Here is a 24,474-nt window from a genome sequence, read left to right on the forward strand (position 1 = left end):
GGTGCTGAATGAAAAAGCGCCTGTGCTCGATGTTTTTGACAGAGCAGACCACGGGACTTCATGGCCCGAAACCTCAAGTCAGTCATGGTTTGTCGTTGCGGGCCGTTTCGCGTCCGGCATCTGCTTTCGCGGGTGGAGGCGCTTTGCTCCTGGCGGCTCCAGACGATTGCTGGTGATACCGGTTGATGGTTAAGGATGTCGTGATGACTATGGATCTTTCTCGCGTGGCTCGGTTGCTGCTTCTGTACGGGCTGTGCTTCGCCATGGGACGGGTGTTTGTGGCAATCGGTATGCCGTTGCCCTATATGATCGGCCCGCTGTTGCTGACGGCCTTCCTCTACGTTACAGGCGTGATGAAAACGCCCATTTCGGCCAAGACCCGGCCCTATGGACAAATGATCATTGCCTCCACCGTGGGGCTGGCATTCACCGCTGATGCCTTGGCCGTCATTGTCGAAATGGGGCCTGAAATCGTGGGCCTGGCCGTGCTGACTGGTTTGTGCGCACTGTTCGTTTCAGTGCTGCTCAAGCGCTTCAGTCGTCTCGACTATTCCACCGCATTGCTCTGCACCATCCCTACCAGTCCGGTGGAGGCGGCCGTGATCGCTGAACGGTTCGGCCTCGACAAGGGCGTGGTAGTGCTGTCGCAGACCATCCGCATCGCCAGCGTCGTGGTGATCATCCCCATTGCGTTGTACGTCGCCGACGGTTGGCCGGGAAATGCCGGCCGCACCCTTGGCGCGGTCGGCGCATTCGATGCCGCCGGCGTTGCGCTCCTTGCGGTCTCTGCCCTGGCCGGTGCCATGCTGTTCAAATGGCTGAGGCTGCCGAATCCCTATTTCTTCGGGGCCTTGCTGATTTCCGCCGCCGCCTCCAGCAGTGGCTTGCACGTTGCGCCTTATCCTGCGCTGGTGCTGGCCCTCGCCCAGGTGGTGCTGGGTACCTGGCTGGGTTCGGTGTTCACCAGGGAGCTGTTCCTGGAGATGAAGCTCACGCTCACCATCATCCTCTCCATGCTCCTGTTCCTGTTCATGAGCAGCATGATGGCCGTGGCCTTCGCGGGGCTGACCGAGCTGCCCTGGGAGGTCATGGTGCTCAGCGCGGCGCCCGGCGGGGTCACTGAAATGGCACTGACCGCGCAATTTCTCGGCTACAGCGTGGCCATTATCGTGTCCTTTCAGATCGTGCGGATCTGCATATTCATGCCGGGTGTGCATTGGTTCATTGCAGCGGCGCGGCGCTTCGAGTCGAGGGGGCGTCCTGAGCGTCAGGGGCGGTCATGAATCTTTTGGCTTCAGCTCGCGCCTGATGGTCTCGGTCAGTTCGAGCAGCGGCTGTGCATAGCGCGCTGTCACCGCCTCGATGCTCTCGCGGGTCGACAGGCTGATGTTCAGCGCGTGGCCGCGATAGCTGGGAAGCTCGAGTGGAGCGGCTATCGACACCACTTGCGGTTGCCAGGAAGCGGCGCAGTAGCCATGGCGTTCGACGCTGCGCATGGCTGCTTCGATCTCCTGACTCAGCTCTGCCCAGCGCGAGGCGCAGCGGCGTGCCTGAAAACGCTCCAGCAGCGCTTGGCGGTGCACCTCGTTCTGCACCGACAGGTAGGCGCGGCCCAGCGCCGTCAGCTCCATGGGCAGGCGCTGCCCCGTGCCGACGATGCGCGGCGATTTGCGCGTGCTCAGTCTGATCGACTCCAGATAGACCATCTCATCACCATCCGCGGCGGCCAGGCCAACGTTTACCTGGAGTTGCCGGGCGACCTGGCGCATCAGGGGTTCCGCTACTCGCACCAGAGAACTGCCCTGGTGCAGGGTGTGGGCCAGGCTGAGGAGGGAGGCGGCGAGTCGATAGGCACCACTGATCGGGTCGTAATCGAGGAAGCCGCTGCGAACCAGCGTTTGCGTCAGACGGCTAACGGTCGACTTGGACAGGCCCGTCCTTTCGCTCAGCTCCCCGTTGCTCAGGTATTCGCAGCCTGGGCGAAAGGCTCGCAGCAAGTCCAGGCCACGCTCCAGGGAGCGATTCGGTGTTGACTTGCCCTGGCCGGGAAGGCCCGCAGGTGTCGCCGTGTCGGCGGTCTCTTCCAATGCCTGAAGTTGACGGCTGATCATCGCCTTGGCTCTCCGAGTACTCATTAACAGCATTACCGCGCATGAAGTCGAAGACGAGCTCGTCAGCTTCAGCGAGCGCGCATCACCCGGCGTCGGATTGTCTGCCTCCCTTTCGGCTAGCGCAACACGCCGCAAACACGGGCCACCGTGATCTTGATGTTCCACACAGTGGAATAGCTCGGTTGAACATCAGGAGCGCGATTGCATAATCGATGGGCGTTTCATTCAAGACTCATAACAACAAGTAGGTCTCTATGAAAATTCCCTCTCTTGCTGCTTCATTGGCGCATGTCTCGGTAGCCGTGAATGACTTGATGTTCCAGGGTTGCAATGCCGTGCATGCACGTTCAGGTCGAATACGCGTCATTCAATCCCACTCTGGATGAATGACAGCAAATAGCGCCATTGCCTATTTGAATCGAACCCGCTTGGGTCACCTCTCGTTGCATATCCCGCTTGCGCAGTGTCGATGCGTCGGGTTTCGGCTTGCCTGGTGATGCCCAAGTTCGGCTTCGCCCACCCTGGACCGGCTCCGCCCTGGTTGCGGCGTTCGGCCCTTCGTCAGGTACTTACGATGAACACGATGAAACTCATGCCCCTGTGCGTGGCAGGGACGGGGCTTGTCCTCATGCTGCCTTCGGCCTTCGCGGAAGGTTTTTTTGAGGACAGCAAAGCCTCGCTGGATCTGCGCAATTTCTACATGAACCGCGACTTCAGGGAGGGCAGCGGGCAGTCACAGCGCGAAGAATGGGCGCAAGGCTTCATCCTGCGCTACCAATCCGGCTATACCCCCGGCGCCATCGGTGTCGGCTTCGACGCCATCGGCATGCTGGGTATCAAGCTCGATTCCGGTCGCGGTCGGGCCGGCACGGGGCTGCTGCCGGTGGAAGACGACAAGGACGTGTCGGACGACTACTCGAAAGCTGGCGGCACGCTAAAGCTGCGCGCATCCAATAGCGAGTTCAAGCTGGGCACGCTGCTGCCCAAGTGGCCGACATTGCAGGCCAACGATGGCCGCTTGCTGCCGCAGACCTTCGAGGGCATGCAGCTACAGGTGCGCGAGCTGAAAGGCCTGGAACTCACCGGCGCGCAAATTCAGCGCGTCGTGCAACGTGACCAGACGAGCGATGAAGGCCTGGCGCTGAACAACAAGAACCGTCGCTTCAGCGGCTCTCTGGACGGCGGTGACTTCGAGCTGCTCGGGCTCAGCTACAAGGTGCTGGAAAACACCGACTTCAGTTACCAATATGCTCGCTTCGAGAATATCTATCGCCAGCAGTTCGTGGGGCTCAGCGATCGACGCAAGGGCGAGTGGGGCGCGTTCAACACGGATATCCGCCTGTTCCTGAGCGACGATGAAGGCGAGGCTCATGGTGGCGACATCGATAACCGTGCGATCAGTGCCATGGGTACCTACAAGCTGAACGGCCATTCGCTGGGAGTTGGCTATCAGGTGATGTCGGGGGACTCGGCCTTCCCCTATGTCGCGGGCGCCAACCCTTATCTGGTCAACTTCGTCCAGGTTGGCGATTTCGCCGAGAAGGACGAGCGCTCCTGGCAACTGCGCTATGACTACGATCTGGCCAAGGTGGGCATTCCGGGCCTGACCTTCATGACCCGTTACCTGCGCGGCAGTGGCGCAGATGTGCGAGGGGCTGATGGTGGTGGTGAGCGCGAACTGGATGTTGAGCTGCAGTACGTGTTCCAGAGCGGCAGCTTCAAAGGCTTGGGCGTGCGCCTGCGTAGCGCCACCTACAGATCCGACTTCGCGCGTGACGCCAACGACGCTCGCGTTATCATCAGTTATCCGCTCAGTCTGCTTTGAGCTCAGATGCACCAGTCGCGCGGCCATTGCCTGGCTGCCGCTGGTGCTTTTTCGTTTGATCACGGTGGCCCAATGAAATATCCCCTGCCTCCCTTGAACCCCTTGAGAGCCTTCGAGGCTGCGGCCCGGCTGTGTAGCCTGACCAGTGCCGCAGAAGAGATGAACGTCTCGCAGGTTGCCGTCAGTCGCCAGGTACGGGTGCTCGAAGAGTATTTCGGGGTGGCCCTGTTTCGACGCTTGCACAGAGGCATCGAGCTGACGCGTGAAGGCAAGGAGCTGTACGAGGGGATCTCGCGCGCTTTCCAGGACATCAGCAGCGCGGCGCGCAAGGTCTCGCGCAGGGGGCGGCGGGATATTCTGTCGATACAGTCCTACACCACGTTCTCGCAGCGTTGGCTGATTCCCCGGTTGGCCAACTTTCACGATGCCCATGAATCGATTGAAATCAGGCTGTCCTCTTCGTTGGCACCCGTGGATTTCGAGACGCAGAACATCGATGCCTCGATACGTTCGGGGCGCGGCGACTGGCCCGACTTGCATGCGGAGAAACTCGTCGATATCGAGCTGATTCCCATCTGCTCACCGACCTTTATGGCCTCGGCGAAGTTGGAGTCGCCGCAGGATTTGCTCCGCATGCGCTTGCTGCACTCCATGGCACGCCCGAACGACTGGGCCAGTTGGCTTTCAGCGACCGATACCCGGATCGATGCCGATAGCGGTATTCGCTTCGACAACTCGGCGCTGGCCTATGAGGCTGCTTCGATGAACATGGGCGTGGCTATCGCCGTCAAGGCCTTCATCGAACGCCAGATCAAGAATGGCAGTTTCATCGCGCCGTTCGAGCAGACCTGCAAGACCGGCGAAGGCTATTACCTGACCTGGCCGCGGAGCATGAAACCATCGGAACCCTTGCTGAAATTCCTTGCCTGGATGCGTGAGCTGCTGGCGCAGACGGATTGACCATGTCTACCGTGCCAGAGGCGGAGGACTGCCGTTCTGGCAGGACGCTCGGCAGGCCTGCCTGCTGAGCGGCTGATTGCCTGTTTCGCACTCCCGAAGGGCGCCCGCCAAGCGCCTCTATCCGGCACTCCTGTATCGAACGCCTTCGCTGCTGCGCCCCTGTTGCGGCAGGCATCCTGCTGCCCGCACCTTGGCGCCTTGCCCAACGTTAAGGCCTGCTTTGGCTGACAAATCATCAGTACCGACGCGGATGGTTTTTTGGGAGCCTTGATTCAGGGGTTAGCCCCATAGCGAATTACAAAAATAACATCGTCGGAGATCGTCAGAAGATGCTAAGCAAAGCTGGAAAGAAGGCCCGTCACTGCCTGGGTGCAAGCGTACTGGCAGCCGTGACAATGCTCGGTGCGGTCGATGCCGCGCTCGCTGAAGGCGAGTGGCGTCCCACCGGTCCCGTCAACATGGTCATGCACACGGCGGCTGGCGGTACGGCGGATGTTTTCATCCGGACGCTGGCCAAGACCCTGGAGCCGGAGATCGGCCAGAAGGTGATCGTGATCAACGCACCGGGTGGCGGTGGCGCCGCGCAGATGACGCGGATTCGTTCGGCCCGCCCGGATGGCTTGACGCTGGGTGTGAATACCCTGTCGCACTTCACCAGCATGCTGACCAACCTCAAGGGTACCTACTCCATCGATGATTTCTCCTGGATCGCTTCGACCCAGGAAGATGCGATCCTGCTGTTCGTGAAGTCCGATTCCGACATCAAGAATATCGATGACCTAGTGGCCAAGGCTAAAGCGAACCATGGCCAGGTCAATATTGGTGGCTTTGGTCCGGCAGGCTCGATGCAGAGCATCGGTATCTCGATGCTGGAGAAGGCGGCCGGCGTCAAGTTCAACTGGGTGGCCTTCAACTCCACGCCAGATATCACCGCGGCGCTGTTGGGTGGCCACGTCGATGTCGGGGTTTCCAATCTCGGCGCGGTCAGCTCCTTCTTCGATGCCGATCGCATCCATGGGCTTGGCGTACTGGGGGATGAGCGGCTCACCGGTCTGTCCGATGTGCCCACCTTCGCCGAGCAGGGCTATGAGGTCGACACCAGCTGGCTGCAGGTTCGTGGAATATTCGGTCCGGCGAACATGCCCAAGGAGCTGCAACAGCAGATTGCCGACGCCATCCACAAGGCAATGCGTTCGGAGGAATACCAGAGTTACGCGCGCAACGCCGGCGTCGTGGATTCCTGGATGGGGCCGGACGAGTACACGAAATTCGTCAAGCGTGTAACGGCAGTGGCGGAAGTCCAGCTCAAGGAAGCCGGTTACATCCAGTGAAATAGCTGGGCCAGCGAGATGGCAGGTCAGGGGTCTGGCGAATGCCAGGTCATGCCAGGCCAGCGACTGCGAATGGGGCAGTTTCCCCTTCGTTGGCGTCTGGTCGGGCACCGCCATCTCAGGGCTTGGCCGGCAGACGTCCGTGGTTACAGGGTAAGGCATTCATGTCCAAAGCATTCGAGGGAATTCGTGTCGTCGACACGACACATGTACTGGCTGGCCCATTCGCCAGCTATCAGATGGCGGTGCTGGGCGCCGAGGTGATCAAGGTCGAGTCGCCCGATGATCCCGATCAGGCACGCATGCAGGGCTCCGATCGTGCCTTGAACGATATGGGTATGGGCACTGCGTTCATGGCCCAGGCCTCGAACAAGAAGACCCTGGCGCTGGATCTCAAGAGCGCCGAGGGTCGCGAGGCGATGAAGCGCCTCATCGCCACGGCCGATGTGTTCGTGGAGAACTACCGCCCTGGCGCGTTCGATGAGCTGGGACTGGGCTACGACGAAATGTCGAAGCTCAATCCCAGGCTGATCTACTGCTCCATCTCGGCCTTTGGCGCGAACGGCCCGCGCCGCGAGCAAACGGCCTACGACAACGTGATCCAGGCCTTTTCCGGGATGATGGCGATGACCGGCCACGGCGATGGCAGGCCCCTGAAATCAGGCGCGCCTGTCGTGGATTACGCCACCGGCACTTCGGCGGCCTATGCCATTGCCACTGCGCTTTTCCAGCGTGAACGCAATGGCGGCAAGGGCCAGTTCATCGATGTCTCCATGCTCGATGTCGCGCTGATCCTGACCAGCTCGCACCTCACGGGATTGCTCTGGAACGGCAAGCATCCGGAGCAGAAGGGCAATACCTTTCCCTTCGCTACCATTGGCTGCTATCAGGCCTCCGATGTACCGCTGATGATCGGCGCCTCGAACCTGGTGCAACAACGCCGCTTGTGGACGGCGCTTGGCCGTGAGGACATGATCAAGACCGACAACAACCAGCGCCTCGATGCGCATGCGCAAGAGGCCGAGGTGCTGACGAAAATCATCGGCACCATGTCGGCGGACTACTGGGAGCAGTTCCTGCAAAGCAGGCGCATTCCTGCTGCGCGCATTCGCCGTCTGGAGGAAGCCATTGCCGATGAACAGGTGGCTGGCAGGCAGGTGCTGCAGAAACACGCAGCCTCGGGCAGCGTCGTCGATGGGCTGACTGTTCCGGTAGCTGCGTTCAATCTGTCGGACAGCCCGCCACGGATCACCCTGGCACCGCAACCCGTCGGCGCTCAGAGCACCGAGATCCTCGCCGAGCTCGGCTACGGAGAGCAGCAGATCGAAGCGCTGCGCGCAGCCGGTGTCGTCAATTGATCTTCAGGAACCGACGATGAGCAATCCCATCCTGGTGCTGGCCGAGGCTGCGGCCGGCTGGCACCATCGCGATCTGGACGACCGCCTGAGCTGGGCTACCCGGCGGGTCATCCTCGACTGGTTCGCCACGACCCTGCCGGGCTGTGCATTGCCACCGGCCACCCTGCTGGCCGAGGCCCTGGCTGCCTGCCGTGGCGCGGGCAAGGCCATCTGCTACGTGGACGGCCAACCCGCCTCGGCGCGGCATGCGGCGCTGCTCAATGCTTGCGCCAGCCATACGGTGGAATTCGACGATATCTTCAAGGACGGCGGCTATCATCCTGGCAGCCCCACCGTTTCCGCCGCCCTGGCCGTCGCCCAGGACAGGAGCGCATCGCTGGCGCAGCTGCACCGTGCGATCATCGCCGGCTATGAGGTGGGCTGCCGGGTTTCCCTGGCGATTCAACCCAGCCATTACCGTCATTGGCATACCACCTCCACGGTCGGCACCCTGGGTGCGGCGGTGGCTACCGCCATGCTCCTGGGGGCCGATGCAGAGCGCATCGCCCATGCCATCGCCCTGGCGAGCAGCTTTGCCGGTGGGCATCAGCAGAACCTGCAGGGGGAGGGCATGGCCAAGGCGTTGCACCCCGGCCATGCGGCCGATGCCGGCATCCTCGCGGGCATGGCCGCAGCCCATGGCGTGACGGCGTCCCTCGACAGCCTGCATGGCGAAAAGGGTTTCGCGGCTGCCACCAGCGCTTCCAGCGGTGACTGGGCCGCAGCGCTTGAGGGGCTGGGGGAGTGGACGCCCATCATGCACATGACGGTGAAGAACCATGGCTGTTGCGGGCATATCTTTCCCGCGCTCGATGGTCTGAGGCTGTTACAGGAGAAGGAGGGTTTTGCCGCCGGCGATATCGACTCGATCCATGTAGCCGGTTATGGCGCCACCTACCAGATGTGCAATCGTGCCACTGCCAAATCAGCCCAGGAGGCGCGCTTCAGCCTGCAGTACTGCATGGCTGCGCAGTCCGTGCTCGGTGGTGTGCGTTTGGCTGCATTCGCCCCAGAGGCCCTTGCAAATCCAGCCATCTTGGCACTGATGCAGAGGGTGACGGTCAGCGAAGATGCGGAGCTGGCCGCAGCCTATCCCAAAAAACGCATGGCCAAGCTGTTGGTGCGGCTGAAGGATGGACGTGAGATCAACCATTTTCAGCAAACTCGCAAAGGTGATCCAGAAGATCCGTTGTCGGATGCAGAGCTTGTGGCCAAGTATGATGAGTTGGCAGGATCTGTTCTCGCTCCATCGAAATTGAGCGCGCTACGTCAGGCAATACTTTACGAGTTCGAACTTCCAGGCATGGCCAGTGTGAATGCCTGATGGCGCGAAGCTATGTTGAGAAGTTTCAGAACAAATGATTGGCCAATAGAATTTGAAGAGTCAAACGTATGACTTATGTCGTGCATAAAGGAAAAATGGTTCGCATCAGTGGCAGTCTGCCGCAGGTTGGGCAGCTGGCACCGGATTTCTGCTTGGTTGGATCGGATCTGTCTGACTACACGTTGGCGTCATTTTCTGGCAAGCGCAAAGTGCTCAATATCTTTCCAAGTATTGATACGCCGACTTGCGCGACCTCGGTACGGAAATTCAACTCTGAAGCCAGTAAGCTGGAAAATACTGTGGTGCTGTGTATTTCCGCTGACCTGCCGTTTGCCCATAAGCGTTTCTGCGTGAGTGAAGGGTTGGATCAGGTGGTCAATCTATCTACCTTGCGTGATCGTGGCTTCCTTGAAAACTATGGTGTTGCCATTGCTGACGGACCGAGAGTCGGTCTTGCTACTCGTGCCGTCGTCGTTCTCGATGAGCAAAATAGGGTTCTACATTGCGAGTTGGTTGCAGAGGTTGGTAATGAGCCAAATTACTCGATGGCAATTAACGCTCTAGATGGGTGATTTGGCTTTATCCAGTTTGCGTAAGCTCTTCAACTGTCTACGAATATCCTGAGGCAAGATTTTTCTTCAGTCGGTCAATGATTTAGATTGGCGCTCAATGTGGAGGGCGGTAGCGTTCTAAGTGGAGGACTGGCGGCCTCTATGACGTTCGGTTCTTCGGCACAATGCCAACTTGCATCCCAAACGGATTGAACACGCTATTCAGGGTTTGCACGGTCGGATTCGATTCATCATGTTCCAGTTGGCGCAGGGCGCGCAGGGAGAGTTTGCACATCTGTGCGAAACGAGCCTGCTGCAACCCGGTGACGTCCTTCCGTAGCTTGCGCACAGCCTGGCCGATGCTCAGCTCGCCCGACGCCAGTTGGGTTTGTATTTCAGTCAGAATGCGGTTGCGCTCGATGATATCCATTCAGACAAGCTCCCATCGGCTGAGTCGTTGCTGGAGGTTGCGCAGTGCGATACGCGGATGATTCATCGTGGAGCTTGGTAGCCCCTGATCGCTCAGTAGATCGGGCAGCGCCAGGAAGTTATTTGCTGCGTCTCTGAGTCTTTCATAAAGAACATCGGTGTTGGTCCATTGCGCCAGTGCGGCACAGGCCTGGCGCCAGTTGACCTCGCCGGCAACCTCTATGGATTGAGGCCATTTCGTGGTGCGAGTGATGCCTTCATCGTCCATCACCATGGGGGCAAGGTCGTAGATCGGGGCGAGTTTCAGACCCGTGCTATCACGCAAGATCGAAGTGTTGCGGCCATGGTTGTCCGAGTTGCCAAGGATCTGGTTGAGCAAGTCTCGCCGTAGATACTCAAAGAGCATGTCGCCAACTTGTGCGCCTTGCCCCGTTTGCTGCCACAGCCTTACCAGGTGATTCAGGGCGTCGGTATGCAGTAGGTAGCTGCCCGGCACGGTTACTCCAGCGAGCGAGTACACAGACTCCATGGCGCTGCGCTCGACACCTGCGGGGCCAAGATGGCGATCAAAACGATGCATCCACAGACTAGGCTTGCGGCCTTCCTCCAGAGCCAGGCCTTCTGCGGGTACGGTATCCAGGCCAAGCTGCTGCACGGCTCTGTAGTAGCAGAACTCGCTACGCAGGATGTCCTGGTCGGTCTGCCTGGCCTGGTTGCGCGCGAACTTTACAAACCAGTGGCGGGTTGCAGACTCATCCGGCAAAGCCGCATCCGGGTGCAGTGCACCTTCTCGATCTTCAGTCAGCAACAATTTGGGCGCTTCGCCACCAGCACCTGTGGCGCCCCCGATAGCCGCACCCTGCTCGTAGGCGTATTCCAGAAAACGCGCATCGCGATTGATCACATCTTCGCGAGAGAAACCTAGCAGCGGATTTCCTTGAAGGGCTAATGCGGCCTCCTTGATACGCAGGTTTCCCACCGGAGCTGGCGCGCAACGCCCCAGCAGAAATAGATCAAGCCCAAGATGCTCGGGCTTTTGCTCACCCAGGCGCTGCAGCAGGAAGCGCCTTGCGGCCCCGGCGGGCAGTATGTCGTAAAGGAAGGCAGGCGCTTCGCGGGTTCGATGGGATTCCCAGTCCAGCGGCAGCGTGGCGCTAACGGCATGCTCAAGGCGGCTGCCGATGTGGCCCAGCGTCTCAAGCAGATATGTCTGCTCGTAGCCAAAAGAACACGGCCCAGCAAGACCAGCTTCGGACTGCTCAAAGCTGAGGTGCATGGCGTCGTGCCACGCATGACCGCTGTACAGTTGCAGGGTGAGAGCGTGCATATGGACTCCGGCACTTTAATGCCGTAAAGACTAGTGGTCTTTATGAATAAAGGCAATAAAATGCCTTAAACAGCCCTGGCGCTGGATTGTAAAGGCACTTTATTGCCTATTCTTTTGGGTCGGCTAGCGGCTCCCATGCCTTCGATCGCGCCGCCGTGCTGCGCCAGCGTGGTGAGGAGGGCGTGCAGGGTTCGCTTAACCGCGCTCAGGCCGAAGCCGACAACGGCGGCAATCAGGTCGGTGGCAGGGGCACCAAGGTTTACAGCCCGATGATGGTCATCGTGCCGCGCTGGCGTGAGCGATACCCTTTGGGCGTGACCACGCTCTAGTCCGTGTCACGCTGCGGCCTTCGGGTGGCTGTCGTTATGGCTGCAGCGGCCAGCTCAGAACGAAGCGGCTGCCACCCTGAGCCGACACCTGGCAGAAGGCTTGCCCGCCATGGGCTTCGATGATGGCCCTGACCACCGCCAGGCCCAGGCCGCTACCGCCGCTCTTGCGCGAGCGTGACGGGTCACCACGGCGAAAGGCGTCGAAGATGTCGGCGACCAGGGCGCTGTCGATGCCGGGTCCGTCATCTTCCACGCTCAACTGGCAGTCGTCGCCGACTCGCTCCAGACGCACCCACAGGTTGCCTGGGTCGGCATGGCGCAGGGCGTTTTCCAGCAGCGCCATCAGCGCCTGGCGGATGCGCACGGCATCGCATTGCACCAGCAGCTCGGCGTCCAGGGCCTGCTGCAGGTGAAAACCTTTCTCCGCCAGCGGCGTGGCGAAGGCCTGCAGCACGCTGCCCAGTTCATCGGCCAGGCGCACGTTGCTGCGTTGCACTTCCAGGTGACCGCTGTCGTTGAGGCTCAGCACGCGCAGGTCTTCGATCAGGTGGTTGAGGCCTTCTACCTGGCGTAGCAGGCCCTCGAACAACTCTGTGCTGGGACTGAACACGCCTTCGGCCAAGCCCTGCAGGCGGCCGCGCAGGATGGTCACCGGGGTGCGCAGTTCGTGGGCGATGGCGGCGTTCCAGAACTCGCGCTCGCGGGTCATGCTTTGCAGGCGCTCGGCCATGGCGTTGAAGTCACGCACCAGTTGTGCGGTTTCGCCCATGGCCTGTGGGTCCAGCGGTGCGCGCGCGTCGAGCTTGCCCTGGGCCACTTCGCGCAGGCTGTGCGCCACCGAGTTCAAGGGCGTGATCAGGCGCCGTGACAGGCGTATGGCGACGAACACCGCCATGCTCAACGCGGCGATGATGGTGCAGACGATCCACACCAGCTCCAGCCGCGAGGGCACCATGGTGTCGGAGATGCTGCCTGGCAGGTAGGTCACGGCGAAAGCGTAGAAGATGTAGGTACCGATCACCGAGAGGCAGATGATGCCCAGCGCCATTACCGCCAGTGACTGGATGATCTGTCGACGCAGGCCCGGTGCCGGTTTCATGGCTCGACGCCGAAGCGATAGCCCACGCCCCAGACGCTGGCGGGCACGCCCTGGATGTCGAGCGCTTCGAGCTTCTTGCGCAGCTTGCTGACATGGCTATCCACGGTGCGCTCCTGGGTGTCGCCTTCGGGCAGGCAGGTGACCAGCAGCTCAGCACGGCTGAACGCCCGTTTCGGCGCGCGCATCAGGCAGGCCAGCAGTTTGAACTCGGTCAGGGTCAGCTCCAGCGTTTGCTGCTGATCATCGACCATCACGCTGGCCTCGTGGCTGTCCAGGTCGATCTGGAACGGCCCGACGCGCAGCATCTGCGTGGCAGCAGGCGCGCTGCCCCGCGTGCGCCGCAGCACCGCCTGCACCCGCGCCACCACCTCGGCCGGGTTGAAGGGTTTGACCACATAGTCGTCGGCGCCCAGGCGCAGCCCCATCAGCTTGTCGATGTCCTGATCGAGCGCAGTGAGCATGATCACCGGGGTGTCGCCACGGGAGCGGATTTCGCTGAGTACCTTCCAGCCATCGCACACCGGCATCTGCACATCGAGCAGCAGCAGGTCCGGCTTGAGCGTCTGGTGCAGCGCCAGGGCCTGCTGGCCATCGCTGGCGTGCTGGGTGCGCAGGCCGCTGCGCTGCAGGTAGGCGATGAGGATGTCGGCGATCTCGGCCTCGTCCTCGGCGATCAGCACCAGTGCCGGGGCAGGGCAGGCAGTGCTGGTACGGGCGTGGGGATCGGACATGGGCGGGCTCGCGCAGAGGGGCGGCAAATACTATCGCGGCCTCCATGCTTTCTCCACAAAGCCTCGAATCATTCGCAACAGCGCCGCTTCAGACTGCAGCGTCGATCAGCTCCCGGTCGCCATCAGGTCACCGGAGCCTAGCGTGCAACGAGGAGTGGGTTATGGGCAGTAAACAGCGGCATCTGGGCATCGCGCTCGCAGGGTTTGCCGTATTGGCTCTGGCAGGCTGCGACGCGGCGCCTGAGCAAAGCGAGGCGGCCGCGCCGCTGCAGGTGTCGGTGCTGACATTGCAGGCGCAGGAGCTGTCGGTCAGCGAGGACCTGCCAGCCCGTGTGGCCGCCGTGCGCAGCGCCGAGATTCGTGCGCAGATCGGCGGCATCGTGCAGCGCCGTCTGTTCGAGCAGGGTGCCGAAGTCGAGGCCGGTGCCGTGCTGTTCCAGATCAACCCAGCGCCGTTCAAGGCGGAGGTCGACAGCGCCGCGGCCGCCTTGCAGCGCGCCGAAGCGACCCTGACCCGGGCGCGTGTACAGGCCGAGCGCCTGGCCCCATTGGTGCGCGCCGAGGCGGTCAGCCGTCAGGTGTATGACGACGCCGTGGCGCAGCGTGAGCAGGCCGCCGCCGATGTGGCTCAGGCCAGGGCGACGCTGGCGCGGCGCCAGCTGGACCTGCAGTTCGCCAGCGTCGAGGCGCCGATTGCCGGGCGCATCGACCAGGCGCTGGTCAGCGAAGGGGCGCTGGTGTCGCCGACCGATGCCACGCCCATGGCGCGTATTCAGCAGATCGACCAGGTGTACGTCGACGTACGCCAGTCCGCCTCGATACTGGACACGCTGCGCCAGCAGGCCGGTTCGGCGACGCCGGAGCTGAGCGTGGACATCCTCGGCAGCGACGGCAAGCCACTGGGCATGCGGGGGCGCATCCTGTTTTCCGGCATCGAGGTGGATGCTGGTACCGGCGACGTGCTGCTGCGCGTGCTGGTGGACAACCCGCAGCGCCGCCTGTTGCCCGGCCTCTACGTGCAGGCGCGGATACCCCGTGCGCATTACTCCGCCGCCCTCAGTGTGCCGCAGCAGGCGGTAACGCGCACGGCGGGCCAGGCCAGCGTATGGGTGGTCGATGAGCAGGGCCAGGTACAGCCGGTGCCCATCGAACTCGGTGAGCTGGTCGAGCGTCGTTACCGCGTGGTGTCGGGGCTCAGCGCCGGGCAGCAGATAGTGATCGAGGGTATCGAACGTTTGAGCCCCGATGCCCAGGTTGCCACGCGCTCCTGGCAGCCCGCCGCCAGCGGTGAACACCTCAGCGCCGTCGCGCACTGAGTCCGGAGACAACCACATGCCGCAGTTTTTTATCAACCGCCCGGTGTTTGCCTGGGTGATCGCCCTGTTCATCGTGCTGGTCGGCCTCATCGCCATCCCGCAGCTCCCCATTGCTCGCTACCCGTCGGTGGCGCCACCCTCGGTGACCCTCTACGCCACCTATCCGGGGGCCACTCCGCAGACCCTCAACGACTCGGTGGTGAGTTTGGTTGAGCGCGAGCTTTCCGGGGTGAAGAACCTGTTGTACTTCGAGTCCTCGGTGGACACCTCGGGCACCGCGCAGATCACCGTCACCTTCAAGCCGGGCACCGACCCGGAACTGGCTCAGGTGGACGTGCAGAACCGCATCAAGGCGGTGGAGCCGCGCCTGCCCCAGGCCGTGCGCCAGAACGGCTTGCAGGTGGAATCCGCCGCCTCGGGCTTTCTGATGATGGTCGGCATGACCTCGCCCAATGGTCAGTATGACGAAGTGGCGCTGAACGATTACCTGGCGCGCAACATCGTCCAGGAGTTGCGCCGTATCGACGGCGTGGGCCGCGTGCAGCTGTTCGGCGCCGAGCAGGCCATGCGCGTCTGGGTCGACCCGCAGCAGCTCACTGCCTATGGCCTGACCATGAACGAACTGGGCCAGGCCATCGAGCAGCAGAACGTGCAGATTGCCCCCGGCCGGGTCGGTGACGAGCCGGCGTTGCCGGGCCAGCGCCTGACCGTGCCGCTGACCGTGCAGGGGCAACTGAGCTCGCCGGAGCAGTTCGCCGCCGTGGTCCTGCGCGCTGGTGCCGATGGCGCCAAGGTGGTGCTTGGTGACGTCGCGCGCATCGAACTGGGCGCACAGTCCTACGCCTTCTCCAACCGCGAGAACGGCGTGGCGGCGACCAGTGCCGCGATCCAGCTGTCACCCGGAGCCAATGCCGTGCGCACCGCATCGGCCGTGCGCGAGCGCCTGGCCGAGCTGGCGCCGAGCATGCCTGCCGGCATGGCCTATTCGGTGCCGTTCGACACCGCGCCCTTCGTCAAGGTGTCCATCGAGAAGGTGATCTACACCCTGTTCGAGGCCATGGCGCTGGTGTTCCTGGTGATGTTCGTGTTCCTGCAGAACCTGCGCTACACGCTGATCCCGGCCATCGTCGCGCCGATTGCGCTGCTCGGCACCTTCGCGGTGATGCTGCTGGCGGGCTTCTCGATCAACTCGCTGACCATGTTCGGCATGGTGCTGGCCATCGGCATCATCGTCGATGACGCCATCGTGGTGGTGGAGAACGTCGAACGGCTGATGGCTACCCAGGGGCTGTCGCCGAAAGAGGCGACCCTGCAGGCGATGCGGGAAATCACCGGGGCGATCATCGGTATCACCCTGGTACTCACAGCCGTATTCATCCCCATGGCCTTCGGCAGTGGCTCGGTGGGGGTGATCTACCAGCAGTTCACCCTGTCGATGGCGGTGTCGATCCTGTTCTCGGCCTTCCTCGCCCTGAGCCTGACGCCGGCGCTGTGCGCCACGCTGCTGCACCCGGTAAGCGCGGATCATCATGAAAAGCGCGGCTTCTTCGGCGCCTTCAACCGCGGCTTCGAGCGCATGACAGCGAGCTACGGGGCGCGGGTGGCGCGCCTGGTCGGGCGCAGCGGGCGGATGATGGCAGCGTTCGCCGTGCTCTGCGCGGTGCTGGCCGTCGCCGCTGCGCAATTGCCGTCGTCCTTCCTGCCGGAAGAGGATCAGGGCTACTTCATGACCTCCATCCAGTTGCCCACCGGCGCCACCAGCGAGCGCACGCTGGACGTGGTCAAGGCTTACGAGGCGCACGTCGCGTCGCGCCCAGGGCTGGATGCCAACATGGTGGTGCTGGGGTTCAGCTTCGCCGGCTCCGGGCCCAACGCAGCCATAGCCTTTACCATGCTCAAGGACTGGAACCAGCGCCATGGCGCCACGGCCGCCGAAGAAGCAGCGCTGGCGCAGCAGGCCATGGCCGGTAACGTCGAAGGCACGGTGATGAGCCTGATGCCACCAGCCATCGACGAGCTCGGCACCTCCTCGGGCTTCACCCTGTTCCTGCAGGATCGCGCCAACCGTGGCGAAGCTGCGCTGCTGGCGGCGCAGGCGCAACTGCTGGCACTGGCGGCGCAGAGCAAGGTGGTCAGCGATGTCTATCCTGACGGCCTGCCGCCTGGCGAGAGCATCCGCCTGCAGATCGACCGGCAGAAGGCCGAGGCCATGGGGCTGTCCTTCTCCGCCGTGAGCAGCACGCTGTCGGCAGCCATGGGCTCGTTATACGTCAACGACTTCCCCAATGCCGGGCGCATGCAGCAGGTCATCCTGCAGGCCGACGCCGCGGCGCGCATGCAACTGGACGACGTGCTTGGCCTGCGCGTGCGCAATGCCGGCGGCGGCATGGTGGCGCTGCGCGAGGTGGTGACGCCGGTGTGGAGCGAGTCGCCGCAGCAGATGATGCGTTTTCAGGGGTATCCCGCCGTGCGTATCGCCGGCGGTGCGGCTGCCGGGGTTTCCAGCGGTGCGGCGATGGCCGAGATGGAACGCCTGGTCGCCCAGTTACCGCAGGGCTTCGCCGTGGCCTGGACCGGGCAGTCGCTGCAGGAGCGCCAGTCGGCGGCGCAGGCACCGCTGCTGATGCTGCTCTCGGCGCTGGTGGTGTTCCTGGTGCTGGCGGCGCTCTACGAGAGCTGGTCGATCCCGCTGTCGGTGATGTTGGTAGTGCCGCTGGGCCTGCTCGGAGCGGTGGCCGCAGTGATGCTGCGCGGCATGCCCAACGACGTGTTCTTCAAGGTGGGGATGATCACCATCATCGGCCTGTCGGCGAAGAACGCCATCCTCATCGTCGAGTTCGCCCGTCAGTTGCATGCCGAGGGGCGCACGCTGATCGACGCCGCCGTGACCGCTGCGCGCCTGCGCCTGCGGCCGATCCTGATGACCTCACTGGCCTTCACCCTCGGTGTGATGCCGCTGATGCTCGCCTCCGGCGCCAGTGCCGAAACCCAGCACGCCATCGGCACCGGGGTGTTTGGCGGCATGCTCAGTGGCACCCTGTTGGCGGTATTCTTCGTGCCGGCCTTCTTCGTCTTCGTCATCGGCACGCAGGAGCGTTTCAGCGCCTGGCGTGCGCAGCGGGGCGGCGCCGCGCTGACCCAGGAGAACCCATGATGCGCCTGTTTCTGACCCTGCCGCTGCTTGCCTGCCTGAGCGCCTGCTCACTGACCCCGCCACTGGAGCGTCCGGCCGCACCGGTGCCCGCGCGCTATGCCATGGCTGCTGCACCAGCCCCGACGCTGCCGGCCAGCGCCCTGGGCTGGCGCGCGATGTTCGCCGACCCGCGCCTGCAACGGCTGATCGACCTTTCGCTGGCCAATAACCGCGACCTGCGCCTGGCCATCCTCAACGTCGAGGCGACGCAGGCCCAGGCGAACGTCCAGCGCGCCGCACGTCTGCCGGCTGTGGGGCTGGAGGGAACGCGCACGCTGGAGCGCGCTTTGACGACTGATGCGAACGGCCAGGCTAGCCGCGAGGTGAACCAGCAGACCGGGGTGAACGTCGCCCTCAGTGCTTTCGAGCTGGACCTGTTCGGCCGCGTGCGCGCACTTTCCGATGCGGCGTTCGCGCGTTACCTGGCCAGTGAGCAGGGCCGCGATGCAGCGCAGATCACCCTGGTCGGCGCAGTGGCCGAGGCCTACTTCGCCCAGCGCCTGGCTGACGAGCAACTGCAACTGACCGAGCGCACCCTGGCTGACTGGCAACAGTCGTTGCAGCTGGCGCGCCTGCTCAAACAGGCCGAGCAGAACAGCAGCCTGGATGTGGCCCAGGCCGAAGGGCAGGTGGCCCTGGCCGAAGCCGACCTGGAAGCGCGCCGCCGCGCTCTGGCGCAGGCGGACAACGCCCTGCAATTGCTGGTGGGCAGCGAGCTACCGGTCGATCTGCCCGCGGCCTTGCCACTGGAGCGCCAATCGCTGATCGCGCAACTCCCGGCGGGGCTGCCGGCCGACCTGCTGCTGAGCCGACCGGATTTGCGCCAGGCCGAACAGATGCTGGTAGCGGCCAATGCCGATATCGGCGCGGCGCGGGCGGCGTTCTTCCCGCAGATTTCCCTGACTGCGTCCTTCGGTTACGCCAGCACCTCGCTCGCTGGCCTGTTCGACCCGGCGCGGCAGGTCTGGCGTTTCGCCCCGCAGATCTCCCAGCCGCTGTTTCAGGGCGGGCGCCTGCGCGCTGAACTGCGCCTGGCCGAGGTGCGTAAATCCGAGGCGGTCGCGCAGTACGAGCGCGCCATCCAAAGCGCCTTCCGCGAGGTGGCCGATGCGCTGGCGGGAACCGCTACCTTCGGCCGCCAGATCGAGGCACAACTGCGTGCGGTGAATGCTGCCGAACGGCGCCTGGCGCTGTCCGATCTGCGTTACCGCGCAGGCGTCGACGGCCGCCTGGAGCTGCTCGACGCCCAGCGCCAACTGCAGGCTGCACGGCAAACGCTGCTGGAGTTGCGCCGCGCAGACATCGCCAACCGGGTGGCGCTGTACAAGTCGCTCGGTGGCGGCCTGCACGATGATGTGACGGAGGTTGCGGCTGTCAGCGTAGCTCGATAAAAGCCGTGCCGGCGCTCAATATCGGCTGTTCGAGTCTTGAACTTCGTGTGCCTTGGCATCGGCGGTCTGGACCTTGCGCGGATTGAGCGCCGGTTTGTCATCTTCGATGCCTATGGTCTTCTTGACGCCATTGATCGCATGGGCAAGGTCGGAACCCAGGTTCTTGAGGCGTTTGCTGCCGAACAGCATGACCACGATCAGCAGGATGATCACGAGTTGCCAGATACTGATGCCGCCCAGAGCCATGCTGCGTACTCCATAAAAAAGTTGGATGCCGTTCAGCCAACGGCCTGGGTCACCAGTGCGAACTGCTGCATGTCGCCGACAATCCGAGGCGGCGTGCCGCGCGCCATCTGCGCAACGCTGTCGACCTGCTGCAGGCCCACTGAACTGAGCCACTCGCCAAGGCCGCTGTCGGCCTGGATATCCATGCGCACGAAGGCGCCGGGAATTTCGGCCAGCAACTCGGCGATCAGGCTTCTGGCCTGCTCGGTGCTCTGCGCAACGACTGGGCCGATTAGCCGACCGCGGCCGAAGCTACGCAGCATGGCGAAGGCACATGGTTGGCCATCACGCTCGACGATTACCGTGCGTTCGATCGCGTCGTGCAGGTCGTCTAACACGCGACTTCTGTCCAGACCGCTGCCGGCGTTGGCCAGCTCCAGTAGCCGTGGCCAGTCGTCGGTGCCGGCATTGCGGAGGTTTTCCCCTGACGCCAGGGTAGGGTGGGGCAACGGTTGGACCTCGCCCTGATGCTGGTTTATTCGCGCGAATTCGATAAAGCCCTGGCTGGCGTAAAGCGGCACACCGGCCAGGGTGGCGTTGAGCATCGCTGTCGCCGGGCCGCAGGCCTGCAGGGCCTGTTCCATCAGCCGGCGGCCGATGCCCTTGCCTTGATAGTCGTTGCTGACGATGACCAGGCCGATGGTGGCGTAGGCACCTTGCAGGCAGGTGAAGGCGGTACCGATCAGTTGGCCAGCATCCTCGACGACAAAGCCTTCGGCGACCCGCTGCAGCATGGCCCAGTCCTCAAGGCGGTGCGGCCACTTCAGGTTCAGCGACAGGGCATGGGCGGCTGGAACGTCGGCGGCGGTCATGGCTCGGTAGGTATAGGGATGGCTCGGGGCGGACATTACAGATCTCCTGAAGGGGCCACGTGGCGTAGCGGGCGCGGTCGGTGGAACCTGTATCCCAGCTGAGCAGAGTGCTGACAATAGGTACGGCGCAATTCGGTCGATTGCATAAGTTTCGGTGTCCGCGGCCGCAGCTAATGCTCAAGCGAGGCAGCAAGTCGGCAGCAAATATTGGGCGATATTTCCTAGCATGGAGCACTGACTGGATAGCGCCGCGAGCCGCTGCCAAGTCGTTTTTTTCAGCCTCTTTACGAGCCATTCGCCGCTCGCCTCGTCGACGCGTTCACCCTTGGAGATTCCACCGAATGTCACATCCTATCGCTTTGCTGCTGGCGTATGCCGACGGCACTCCTGCCGCTGCATTCACGCCTGGCGCCCTGGACTCGTCCGACCCCTTCGGCAACGTCCGCCACGTGGCCTACCGAGGCGATGATGGAGTCAGCGCCGGTTTCGTTCAGGCGAGCGTAGAGCTGGTGTTCGAGGATTATCCCTACACTGAGATGCTGGTGGTACATGCCGGTAAAGTCAGCTTGCAGGACGAGCAGCAGACGCTCGAGCTGAGCGTTGGCGACAGTGCGGTGATCGGCCGTGGCACGGCGCTGCGCGTGCAGGCACAGGCCGGTAGCCTGTGGGCGTTCTGCACGCTGAATCAGGGTGCCGAGCACAAGCCGGGCCTGACCCAGCTCGATGCCCGCGCGGCACTCAATCCTTCGCAAGCGCCGGACGCGCAGATCCTCATCGGCCCTGCGCCGCAATGCCGTTCCTTCAACGCCTTCGCCGACAGCGCCAGCAATCTGCTGATTGGCGTCTGGGACTCCACGCCCTACGCCCGTCGCAGCCGCCCGCACAAGGTGCATGAGCTGATGCACCTGATCGAAGGCAGCGTCACCCTGCAGCTGGCCGATGGCGCTGAGCTCAAGGTCAATACTGGCGATACGGTGTTCGTCGCTCAGGGCGCCCCGTGCGCCTGGGAGAGCAACGTCTACGTACGCAAGCTGTACGTCGTCAAATAAGCCATAGCACCAGGGCGCCTGTGCGGTGATTACGCGCAGGCGCCCTGGCGGTTGGCACGCGGTGAAACGCTTGCGCAGCAGTGTGCGAGATCGAGCAATCGGATTGGATGGCAGAGCAGGGGCGACAGCTTCGCCTGCACGGATGAGGATAGCGCCGGCGCTTTGGCGTGCACGGCGCACCCGGTTGCCCCGCTTCAGGTGGAAGCGGGTTCCCGCCTTAGGCGGCGTTCAGAACTCCGACACCTTGCCCCAGGCGCTTTTGCTCAGGCGCGCCAAATTGTATTGGCGGTGGTCGACGAAGGGCGTTTGCCCTTGCGCCAGTTCGGCGATCAGGCGGCCAGCCCCTGGGCCGATGCCGAAACCATGGCCGGAGAAACCGGCGGCGAGGATGAAGCCCGGCAGGTTCTGCGCTTCGTCGATCACTGGTACGCCGTCCGGGGTACTGTCGATATAACCGGCCCAGCCGGCCTGCATTGGCACGCTGCCCAACGCCGGCAGCAGGCGACGGGCGCGTGCCAGGGTGTCGCGCAGGATCGATTCCGACGGGCGCGGGTCGAGGATGCGCATGCGCTCCATCGGCGTCGGTTTATCCAGCGCCCATTTGCGCCAGGTTTCGTGGCCGGACAGCCAGCCCTGCAGGTCGCCTGGCGAGAGCATCTGCCAACGCTTGGCGAACATCGGCAGGAAGTAGCTGGCGAAGCGCAGTTGCTGCGGCGTCGGGTCGACGCAGGCACGCCCGGAGATGGCCAGGGTGTAGCCGCCATCGCCACGCCGGGTGACGGTCACTTCGCTGGTATGCAGGGTGTCGGGAATGCCCTGCACGCCGGGCATCACCGAGAGGATGCTGGAGCGTATCGAGGCCTGTGGGAAACGAATGCCTAGTTGCGCGCAGAACGACGAAGCCCAGGCGCCGCCGGCCATCACTACCTTCTGGGTCTTGATCACACCGTGTTCGGTGATCACCGCGCTGACGCGCCCAGCCTCGGTTTCCACGCCGCGTGCGGCGCAGAACTGGTGCACCGTGCCACCATGCTTGAGCACGCCTTTGGCGATCAGCGGCGCGGCGCGGGCTGGGTCGGCGATGCCGTCGGACGGCGAGAACACCCCGCCGAGCCAGGGCTTGCCGGTGGCAGCACCGCGCTGGCTGGCCTCGGCGCTGCTGAGCATATGGGTGGTGACGCCCTGGGTGATGGCGAAGTCGCGCCATTTCGCCCAGCCATCCAGCTCGGCCTGGTTGTCGGACAGGTAGAACAGCCCGCAGCGGCGAAAGCCCAGGTCTTCGCCCAAGTCGGCAGTGATTTCTTCCCAGAGGTCGAGGCTCTTGGTCGACAGCGGCAGCTCGCGGGCATCGCGGTTCTGCTGGCGGCACCAGCCCCAGTTGCGGCTGGACTGCTCGGCGCCGATGCGGCCTTTTTCCAGCAGGGCGACCTTGAGTCCGTCACGGGCCAGAAAGTAGGCGGTGCAAGCACCGATGATGCCGCCGCCGATGACCACGATATCGGCGCTTTCAGGCAACTCCGCTGTGGACTGCATAGTGATCAAGGGAGCCGGCATGCTGTTTCTCCTGGCCTGCAAAAGATGAGTCGATGATGAGGGTGGCGCGGCAAGACCGTCGTCCTGATGAAACACCACTGCAGGGCGGGCGGCACTGCCGTCGTGCTGCCCTATGTTAGGCGGCTCGACCCGCTTAAGGCTGTCGTATTGCTCAAGCGCAATCGCAGAATCGGGCGTTTTCGCAGGCGAGCACGGAAGTTTATGCTGCGGCGCTTGCCATCGCCCTGTTCGCCGGATGCAAGCCTCGTCTTGCCCGGGGTGGCTGCGAGGCGGGTGAAGCGTTAGCTGCCGCCAAGCACGACAAAAACGAGGCGCATGTTGCGCATCGGGCCTGTATCCGAAATTTTCTGCCGGACACTCGGCGGCATACTGATCGAAGGCGAGCCGAGCATCTGCGCTGGTTCGCTGCAGACCGGCAAGCGTAGGCAGACACGCTCGCTCCGATCAGAGAATGGTGAGGTCGTGCAGATGAAAACCCTGCTGCTCAGCAAAGAGCAAGTCGGCGGCTTGATATCCCTTAAAGAAGTCATCGGCACGGTGGAGGAGGCCTACAAGGCCTTTAGCAGCGGGCAGGTGGTGCAGCCCGATTACATCGGTATCCATCTGCCTGAACCGCGTGGCGAGATCGACTTCAAGGTCGGTTATTGCAAGGGCAACGAAATCATCTCGATGAAAGCCTCCTCCGGCGGTTTTCTCGACAACCCCGCCGCGCATGGCGTGCCCAATGGCATGGGCAGCGTGCTCCTGTTCGATGCCCGCAGTTGCGCGCTGATCTGCGTGATGGACGGCAGCCTTCTCACGGGCCTGCGCACGGGCGCTTCGGGCGCTGTCTCGGTCAAGGCGCTGGCGCGCAAGAGTGCCAGGAAGGTCACCTGCATCGGCACTGGCAACCAGGCGCGCATGCAGGTTCGCGCCATCAGCCTGGTGATGCAGATTGAAGAGATTCACGCCTGGAGCAGAAACCCGCAGACCTGCGAACGCTTCAAGACGGACATCGAGGCGGAGCTTGGCATTCCGGTGATCCTCGCCGACTCCAAGCAGGCGGCGGTCGAGCAGGCCGACATCCTCGTCACCACCACCCGTGGCAAGGGCCCGCTGGTGCAGGCAGGCTGGGTGAAGCCCGGCACTCATATCGTCGCCATTGGTACGGATATGCAAGGCAAGCAGGAGTTCGAGCCTGAGATATTCAGGCACGCCAAGATCGTCAACGACTCGATCGCACAGTGCACTGACAAAGGCGAAACCTGGCACCCGCTGAACGCCAAGATCATCGGGCTGGACGATATCCACGGCGAGCTTGGCGAGATTCTGCTGGGCACCAAGCCAGGGCGGGAGAGCGACGAAGAAATCACCATTTTCGACTCCACCGGCATGGCCATCCAGGACAACACCACGGCCGAGAAGATCTATCGCAACGCACTGGAAAGCAACGTCGGAACCTTCTTCGCGTTCCTTTGAAA

21 protein-coding genes are annotated in these 24,474 nt (G+C 63.1%); 13 read left to right on the forward strand and 8 right to left on the reverse strand.

Features of this window, described 5'->3' with window-relative positions:
• The first annotated feature begins 203 nt into the window (after positions 1-203).
• The gene (locus PCLY_RS11005) at positions 204-1,283 is read left to right on the forward strand and encodes an AbrB family transcriptional regulator (RefSeq protein ID WP_231740143.1); all 1,080 of its coding nucleotides are present in this window, start codon (positions 204-206) and stop codon (positions 1,281-1,283) included.
• Here the strand turns inward: PCLY_RS11005 and PCLY_RS11010 are convergent.
• Positions 1,278-2,111: an IclR family transcriptional regulator gene (locus PCLY_RS11010; protein WP_061239335.1), complete on the reverse strand. Its 834-nt coding sequence runs from the start codon at positions 2,109-2,111 to the stop codon at positions 1,278-1,280. The genes PCLY_RS11005 and PCLY_RS11010 overlap by 6 nt on opposite strands.
• 574 nt (positions 2,112-2,685) lie before the next feature.
• Between PCLY_RS11010 and PCLY_RS11015 the strand changes: the two genes are divergently transcribed.
• The 6 genes from PCLY_RS11015 (at position 2,686) to tpx (ending at position 9,520) form a co-directional block, all read left to right on the forward strand.
• Entirely contained in the window at positions 2,686-3,936 is a 1,251-nt protein-coding gene (locus PCLY_RS11015; protein WP_061239336.1) for an OprD family porin, read from the forward strand.
• Between the two features lie 72 nt (positions 3,937-4,008).
• The gene (locus tag PCLY_RS11020; protein WP_061239570.1) at positions 4,009-4,896 is read left to right on the forward strand and encodes a LysR substrate-binding domain-containing protein; all 888 of its coding nucleotides are present in this window, start codon (positions 4,009-4,011) and stop codon (positions 4,894-4,896) included.
• 329 nt (positions 4,897-5,225) lie between these two features.
• Complete coding sequence (locus PCLY_RS11025; protein WP_061239337.1) at positions 5,226-6,227, forward strand: tripartite tricarboxylate transporter substrate binding protein; 1,002 nt, start codon at positions 5,226-5,228, stop codon at positions 6,225-6,227.
• A 164-nt stretch (positions 6,228-6,391) separates the two neighbouring features.
• Positions 6,392-7,585, forward strand: a complete 1,194-nt coding sequence (locus PCLY_RS11030; RefSeq protein WP_061239338.1) for a CaiB/BaiF CoA transferase family protein — start codon at positions 6,392-6,394, stop codon at positions 7,583-7,585.
• A 16-nt stretch (positions 7,586-7,601) separates the two neighbouring features.
• Positions 7,602-8,948: an MmgE/PrpD family protein gene (locus PCLY_RS11035; RefSeq protein ID WP_061239339.1), complete on the forward strand. Its 1,347-nt coding sequence runs from the start codon at positions 7,602-7,604 to the stop codon at positions 8,946-8,948.
• Positions 8,949-9,016: 68 nt separating this feature from the next.
• On the forward strand, positions 9,017-9,520 hold the full coding sequence (tpx, locus tag PCLY_RS24480; RefSeq protein ID WP_082768057.1) for a thiol peroxidase: 504 nt from the start codon (positions 9,017-9,019) through the stop codon (positions 9,518-9,520).
• Positions 9,521-9,659: 139 nt separating this feature from the next.
• Here tpx and PCLY_RS11040 read toward each other — a convergent pair whose 3' ends face one another.
• Both PCLY_RS11040 and PCLY_RS11045 read right to left on the reverse strand, forming a co-directional pair.
• A complete protein-coding gene (locus PCLY_RS11040; RefSeq protein ID WP_061239340.1) occupies positions 9,660-9,929 on the reverse strand; it encodes a helix-turn-helix domain-containing protein in 270 nt (89 codons plus the stop codon).
• Complete coding sequence (locus tag PCLY_RS11045; protein WP_061239341.1) at positions 9,930-11,255, reverse strand: type II toxin-antitoxin system HipA family toxin; 1,326 nt, start codon at positions 11,253-11,255, stop codon at positions 9,930-9,932.
• A gap of 155 nt (positions 11,256-11,410) precedes the next feature.
• Between PCLY_RS11045 and PCLY_RS24815 the strand changes: the two genes are divergently transcribed.
• Complete coding sequence (locus tag PCLY_RS24815) at positions 11,411-11,584, forward strand: hypothetical protein (RefSeq protein WP_156458584.1); 174 nt, start codon at positions 11,411-11,413, stop codon at positions 11,582-11,584.
• Between the two features lie 34 nt (positions 11,585-11,618).
• On the opposite strand, the gene PCLY_RS11050 is transcribed toward PCLY_RS24815, so the two are convergent.
• Together PCLY_RS11050 and PCLY_RS11055 are read right to left on the reverse strand one after the other, a co-directional pair.
• On the reverse strand, positions 11,619-12,683 hold the full coding sequence (locus PCLY_RS11050) for an ATP-binding protein (protein ID WP_061239342.1): 1,065 nt from the start codon (positions 12,681-12,683) through the stop codon (positions 11,619-11,621).
• Positions 12,680-13,414: a response regulator gene (locus PCLY_RS11055; protein WP_061239343.1), complete on the reverse strand. Its 735-nt coding sequence runs from the start codon at positions 13,412-13,414 to the stop codon at positions 12,680-12,682. The genes PCLY_RS11050 and PCLY_RS11055 overlap by 4 nt, the downstream gene beginning before the upstream one ends.
• 161 nt (positions 13,415-13,575) lie before the next feature.
• Here PCLY_RS11055 and PCLY_RS11060 point away from each other — a divergent pair, with 161 nt between their 5' ends.
• Genes PCLY_RS11060 through PCLY_RS11070 form a run of 3 tightly spaced genes read left to right on the forward strand, consistent with a single transcriptional unit; the run spans position 13,576 to position 19,314 of the window.
• The gene (locus PCLY_RS11060; protein ID WP_061239344.1) at positions 13,576-14,730 is read left to right on the forward strand and encodes an efflux RND transporter periplasmic adaptor subunit; all 1,155 of its coding nucleotides are present in this window, start codon (positions 13,576-13,578) and stop codon (positions 14,728-14,730) included.
• 16 nt (positions 14,731-14,746) lie between these two features.
• Complete coding sequence (locus tag PCLY_RS11065) at positions 14,747-17,884, forward strand: multidrug efflux RND transporter permease subunit (RefSeq protein WP_061239345.1); 3,138 nt, start codon at positions 14,747-14,749, stop codon at positions 17,882-17,884.
• A complete protein-coding gene (locus PCLY_RS11070; protein ID WP_231740145.1) occupies positions 17,881-19,314 on the forward strand; it encodes an efflux transporter outer membrane subunit in 1,434 nt (477 codons plus the stop codon). The genes PCLY_RS11065 and PCLY_RS11070 overlap by 4 nt, the downstream gene beginning before the upstream one ends.
• 15 nt (positions 19,315-19,329) lie before the next feature.
• Here the strand turns inward: PCLY_RS11070 and PCLY_RS11075 are convergent, their stop codons facing one another.
• Entirely contained in the window at positions 19,330-19,560 is a 231-nt protein-coding gene (locus PCLY_RS11075; RefSeq protein WP_061239346.1) for a twin-arginine translocase TatA/TatE family subunit, read from the reverse strand.
• Between the two features lie 32 nt (positions 19,561-19,592).
• Entirely contained in the window at positions 19,593-20,447 is an 855-nt protein-coding gene (locus PCLY_RS11080; RefSeq protein ID WP_061239347.1) for a GNAT family N-acetyltransferase, read from the reverse strand.
• Between the two features lie 305 nt (positions 20,448-20,752).
• Between PCLY_RS11080 and PCLY_RS11085 the strand changes: the two genes are divergently transcribed.
• Complete coding sequence (locus tag PCLY_RS11085) at positions 20,753-21,460, forward strand: cupin domain-containing protein (protein WP_061239348.1); 708 nt, start codon at positions 20,753-20,755, stop codon at positions 21,458-21,460.
• 228 nt (positions 21,461-21,688) lie between these two features.
• On the opposite strand, the gene PCLY_RS11090 is transcribed toward PCLY_RS11085, so the two are convergent.
• Positions 21,689-23,014 (reverse strand): NAD(P)/FAD-dependent oxidoreductase, encoded by a 1,326-nt coding sequence (locus tag PCLY_RS11090; protein ID WP_061239349.1) that lies wholly within the window; start codon positions 23,012-23,014, stop codon positions 21,689-21,691.
• Positions 23,015-23,482: 468 nt separating this feature from the next.
• On the opposite strand from PCLY_RS11090, the gene PCLY_RS11095 reads away from it, so the two are divergent.
• Positions 23,483-24,472 (forward strand): ornithine cyclodeaminase family protein, encoded by a 990-nt coding sequence (locus PCLY_RS11095; protein ID WP_061239574.1) that lies wholly within the window; start codon positions 23,483-23,485, stop codon positions 24,470-24,472.
• Positions 24,473-24,474: the final 2 nt, after the last annotated feature.

Origin of the sequence: Ectopseudomonas composti (assembly GCF_001567565.1) — a bacterium.
Taxonomy (GTDB): Bacteria; Pseudomonadota; Gammaproteobacteria; order Pseudomonadales; family Pseudomonadaceae; genus Aquipseudomonas; species Aquipseudomonas composti_A.

Excerpts from the sequence above, each read along its gene's own strand:
- PCLY_RS11050 (WP_061239342.1), bottom strand. The coding sequence starts at position 12,683 with ATGAAACCGGCACCGGGCCTGCGTCGACAGATCATCCAGTCACTGGCG.
- PCLY_RS11025 (WP_061239337.1), top strand. The coding sequence starts at position 5,226 with ATGCTAAGCAAAGCTGGAAAGAAGGCCCGTCACTGCCTGGGTGCAAGC.
- PCLY_RS11065 (WP_061239345.1), top strand. The coding sequence starts at position 14,747 with ATGCCGCAGTTTTTTATCAACCGCCCGGTGTTTGCCTGGGTGATCGCC.
- PCLY_RS11005 (WP_231740143.1), top strand. The coding sequence starts at position 204 with ATGACTATGGATCTTTCTCGCGTGGCTCGGTTGCTGCTTCTGTACGGG.
- PCLY_RS11070 (WP_231740145.1), top strand. The coding sequence starts at position 17,881 with ATGATGCGCCTGTTTCTGACCCTGCCGCTGCTTGCCTGCCTGAGCGCC.
- PCLY_RS11015 (WP_061239336.1), top strand. The coding sequence starts at position 2,686 with ATGAACACGATGAAACTCATGCCCCTGTGCGTGGCAGGGACGGGGCTT.
- PCLY_RS11020 (WP_061239570.1), top strand. The coding sequence starts at position 4,009 with ATGAAATATCCCCTGCCTCCCTTGAACCCCTTGAGAGCCTTCGAGGCT.
- tpx (WP_082768057.1), top strand. The coding sequence starts at position 9,017 with ATGACTTATGTCGTGCATAAAGGAAAAATGGTTCGCATCAGTGGCAGT.
- PCLY_RS11030 (WP_061239338.1), top strand. The coding sequence starts at position 6,392 with ATGTCCAAAGCATTCGAGGGAATTCGTGTCGTCGACACGACACATGTA.
- PCLY_RS11085 (WP_061239348.1), top strand. The coding sequence starts at position 20,753 with ATGTCACATCCTATCGCTTTGCTGCTGGCGTATGCCGACGGCACTCCT.
- PCLY_RS11040 (WP_061239340.1), bottom strand. The coding sequence starts at position 9,929 with ATGGATATCATCGAGCGCAACCGCATTCTGACTGAAATACAAACCCAA.
- PCLY_RS11090 (WP_061239349.1), bottom strand. The coding sequence starts at position 23,014 with ATGCCGGCTCCCTTGATCACTATGCAGTCCACAGCGGAGTTGCCTGAA.
- PCLY_RS11055 (WP_061239343.1), bottom strand. The coding sequence starts at position 13,414 with ATGTCCGATCCCCACGCCCGTACCAGCACTGCCTGCCCTGCCCCGGCA.
- PCLY_RS11035 (WP_061239339.1), top strand. The coding sequence starts at position 7,602 with ATGAGCAATCCCATCCTGGTGCTGGCCGAGGCTGCGGCCGGCTGGCAC.
- PCLY_RS11060 (WP_061239344.1), top strand. The coding sequence starts at position 13,576 with ATGGGCAGTAAACAGCGGCATCTGGGCATCGCGCTCGCAGGGTTTGCC.
- PCLY_RS11010 (WP_061239335.1), bottom strand. The coding sequence starts at position 2,111 with ATGATCAGCCGTCAACTTCAGGCATTGGAAGAGACCGCCGACACGGCG.
- PCLY_RS11075 (WP_061239346.1), bottom strand. The coding sequence starts at position 19,560 with ATGGCTCTGGGCGGCATCAGTATCTGGCAACTCGTGATCATCCTGCTG.
- PCLY_RS11080 (WP_061239347.1), bottom strand. The coding sequence starts at position 20,447 with ATGTCCGCCCCGAGCCATCCCTATACCTACCGAGCCATGACCGCCGCC.
- PCLY_RS11045 (WP_061239341.1), bottom strand. The coding sequence starts at position 11,255 with ATGCACGCTCTCACCCTGCAACTGTACAGCGGTCATGCGTGGCACGAC.
- PCLY_RS11095 (WP_061239574.1), top strand. The coding sequence starts at position 23,483 with ATGAAAACCCTGCTGCTCAGCAAAGAGCAAGTCGGCGGCTTGATATCC.